Below are 3,589 nucleotides of genomic sequence, written 5' to 3'. Positions count from 1 at the left end.
AGTAGAAATCATGCGCATAGAGCGTCGGCGCGACAAATATCGCATTATGCGCGGCGCCGAAGGCTTTCATGAGCGCCGCATCGTCAAATTCGCCGAGGATCTCCACCTTCAGGCCCTGCACGTTAATCCAGTTCAGCAGTTTACGCCCCAGCATCGAACGCCGACCGGGGATCAGCAGCCGCCGCTCTTCCAGACAGGCCGGAAACGGCTTCGTCGGCGCCGGATTCATGCACCAGAAGCTGACGCTGCACTCGCCAATCTTCACCGAAAATAGCCCTTCCTGCTGTGTCGAGTCGATCGGACAGTCAGAGATAATCATATCGAGCTTATGCTGGCTCAGTTGCTCCAGCAGCAGCTCATGGGTGGATTCAAAACAGCGCAGATGGATCTGCTCACTCTCAACGACGGCGGCATCCAGCACGCCGCTGACCAGCCGCTTGGATAACGCATCAGCGACGCCGACATCAAACAGCAGATTCGACTCTTTGCGGTAGTTGACGATGTCGAGCATCTCCTGGCTGAGGGTAAACATGCGGTCGGCATAGCGGAAGACCAGCTCGCCCAGCTCACTCGGCTCCAGTCCCCTTCCTTTTCGCTTAAACAACTTACCCTGCAGGCGCTCTTCCAGGGCTTTGATCTGCCCGGTAATCGTCTGCGGCGTCAGAAACAGCGCCTCCGCCGCGCCAACGACGGACCCTTCTTTATACACGTGCCAGAAGTAGTACAGATGGTTGTAGTTGATATGTGACATGCTTCTCTCCCTGATAATGTCCAGGAGAGCCACGCAGGCTCTCCTGCAGAAAGGTTATACCGCGAGGCGAGTCTCCGTCACGCGCTGACGCAGTATGAGATATCCGATGACTGCTGATAGCACTGAGCCAATCAGGATGCCAAGCTTGGCCCAGTTGATCAACGCGGGGTCGACGCTACCGAAGGCCAGAGTGGCGATGAAAATCGACATCGTAAAGCCAATCCCACACAGAATACCCACCGCCATGATCTGCTTGCAGGTGGTCCCTTCCGGCAGCGAGGCCCACTTCAGCTTCAGCGCCAGCCAGCAGAACAGGCTGATCCCCAGCGGCTTGCCGATAAACAGCCCGGCCATAATGCCCAGCGGCAGAAGCGACGTCAGTCCGGCCAGGGTGACTCCCTGCAGCGAAACGCCAGCGTTGGCGAAGGCGAACAGCGGCAGGATCATAAACGCGACCCACGGGTGCAGGACATGCTCAAGCGCTTTGGCCGGTGACTTGCCATGCTTTTCCTCTAGCGGGATCATAAAGCCGACGATCACCCCGGCAAGGGTCGCATGAACGCCAGACTTCAGCACCGCCGTCCACAGCACCGCGCCAACCAGAATATAGATCCCGGTACGCCGCACGCCGCTGAGGTTCAGGGCCACCAGCACCGCAATTGCCGCCGCCGCCACGCCCAGCGAAAGCATGGACAGGTCGTGGGTATAAAACAGCGCGATAATCACGATAGCCCCGAGGTCATCAATAATCGCCAGCGCCATCAGGAAAATCTTCAGCGCCGTCGGTACCCGGCTACCTAACAGCGCCAGCACACCGAGGGCAAAGGCAATATCCGTCGCCGCGGGGATCGCCCACCCCTCTCTGGCGACAGGATCCTGGGCGTTAAAAGCCAGATAGACCAGGGCCGGCACAATCATCCCGCCGAGCGCGGCAATCACTGGAAACACCGCCTGACGACGGCTCGCCAGCGACCCCTGAATCAGCTCACGTTTGACCTCCAGGCCAATCAGTAAAAAAAACACCGCCATCAGGGCATCATTGATCCATAACAGCATGTTTTTATTGATCTCCAGCGCCCCGACTCGCAGCTGAACTGGCGTCTCCAGGAAGGAGTGATACAGACCGCTGGTCACGCTGGTATTGGCCATCACCATCGCCAGCGCGGCGGCAATGATTAAGACAATGCCGCCGGAAGCATCGCTACTAAAGAATCGTTGCAGATGTTTCACTTTTACTTTCATCCTGTTGGTGAATAACTCGATAAAAGCATAATACACACACTGATAACTCGAAAAAATCAGATTTAAATTGCTTTAAAGTTCGTTTTTTACGAATAAAAGAGGAGGCGTAAGGCAAAAAAAGCCCGGGCAGCAAGGCCCGGGCCGGATATCAGGAAAAGCGGAATTAGCGGGTCAGGTCGTCAAAGAACTTCTTCACACCGTCGAAGAAGCTTTTCGAACGCGGGCTGTTGTTTTCCCCGGTCGGGCCGCCGAAGCTCTCCTGCAGCTCTTTCAGCAGCTGCTTCTGCTTCTCGTTCAGCCCTACCGGCGTCTCCACCACCACGCGGCACAGCAGATCGCCCTGGGCGCCGCCGCGAACGGATTTCACACCTTTGCCGCGCATGCGGAACAGCTTGCCGGTCTGGGTTTCACCCGGCACTTTCAGACTGACGCGACCGTCGAGCGTCGGCACTTCAATCTCACCACCCAGCGCCGCCATCGTGAAGTTGATCGGGACTTCGCAGTACAGGTTATTACCTTCACGCTCAAAGATAGCGTGCTGCTTCACCTGGACCTGTACGTACAGATCGCCTGCCGGTGCGCCATGCTCGCCAGCTTCGCCTTCGCCCGCCAGACGGATCCGATCGCCGGTGTCCACACCTGCCGGAATTTTAACCGACAAGGTTTTCGTTTTCTCTACACGCCCATGACCATGACATTTGTTGCATGGATCTTTAATCAGCGTACCGCGTCCCTGACAGTGCGGACAGGTCTGCTGTACCGCAAAGAAGCCCTGACGCATCTGCACCTGGCCTGCGCCATGACAGGTCGGACAGGTCTGCGGCTTGCTGCCGGCCTTGGCGCCGCTGCCGTGACAGACGTCGCACTCTTCCAGCGTCGGAATACGGATCTCTTTGGTGACGCCACGCACCGCTTCTTCCAGCGTCAGCTCCATGTTGTAACGGAGATCGGCGCCGCGCGCCGCGCGCTGACGACCACGTCCGCCGCCAAAGATATCGCCGAAAACATCGCCAAAGATATCGCTGAAATCCGCACCGCCGCCAAAACCGCCGCCGCCGCCCATGCCGCCCTGTTCGAAGGCCGCGTGGCCGTACTGATCGTAGGCCGCACGCTTCTGGGCATCAGTCAGGATTTCATACGCTTCTTTGATTTCTTTAAATTTGGCTTCGGCCTCTTTATCACCCTGGTTGCGGTCCGGGTGATACTTCATGGCCAGGCGCTTGTAAGCCTTTTTGATTTCACGCTCTTCCGCTGTTTTGGAGACGCCTAAAATCTCGTAGTAATCTTGCTTTGCCATCGGTGTTTTTCAGCCCCTTAACATGCGTGCACGGGCGGAGAGGAAACCTCTTCGCCCGTGCCAGTGTTTTACCCGTTCAAAGGGCGATTATTTTTTATCTTTCACTTCTTCGAACTCAGCGTCGACAACATCGTCGTCTTTCGCGTTGCTCGCCTGAGCGTCAGCGGAACCCGCCTGCTGCTGAGCGTGCTGCTGCTGAGCAATTTCCATCAGCTTCTGAGAAGCCTGCGCCAGCGCCTGCATTTTCGCTTCGATATCCGCTTTGTCTTCGCCTTTCAGGGAAGTTTCCAGCGCGGTCA

General features: G+C 57.1%; 3 protein-coding genes and 1 pseudogene. All 4 read right to left on the bottom strand.

Features of this window, described 5'->3' with window-relative positions; all coding sequences use genetic code 11:
- Nucleotides 1–751, bottom strand: a 751-nt coding sequence (nhaR, locus tag CW267_RS29660) for a transcriptional activator NhaR (protein WP_101148712.1), incomplete at its 3' end; no start/stop codon positions are given.
- Between the two features lie 54 nt (nt 752–805).
- Nucleotides 806–1,981, bottom strand: a complete 1,176-nt coding sequence (nhaA, locus tag CW267_RS29655) for a Na+/H+ antiporter NhaA (protein ID WP_008807496.1) — start codon at nt 1,979–1,981, stop codon at nt 806–808.
- A 175-nt stretch (nt 1,982–2,156) separates the two neighbouring features.
- Nucleotides 2,157–3,290, bottom strand: coding sequence for a molecular chaperone DnaJ (gene dnaJ, locus CW267_RS29650; RefSeq protein ID WP_008807497.1), 1,134 nt, complete (start codon nt 3,288–3,290; stop codon nt 2,157–2,159).
- A gap of 87 nt (nt 3,291–3,377) precedes the next feature.
- A pseudogene (gene dnaK / locus CW267_RS29645) lies at nt 3,378–3,589 on the bottom strand (molecular chaperone DnaK); the annotation flags it as partial.

This window comes from Klebsiella sp. X1-16S-Nf21 (assembly GCF_002837615.1).
In the GTDB taxonomy this organism is placed as follows: domain Bacteria; phylum Pseudomonadota; class Gammaproteobacteria; order Enterobacterales; family Enterobacteriaceae; genus Klebsiella; species Klebsiella variicola.
Note: the sequence above shows the minus strand (reverse complement) of the source record. Positions and strands in the feature narration are given on the sequence as shown.

What these genes read in the sequence shown, in the direction of transcription:
- dnaJ (WP_008807497.1), bottom strand. Translation starts at nt 3,290, where the DNA reads ATGGCAAAGCAAGATTACTACGAGATTTTAGGCGTCTCCAAAACAGCG.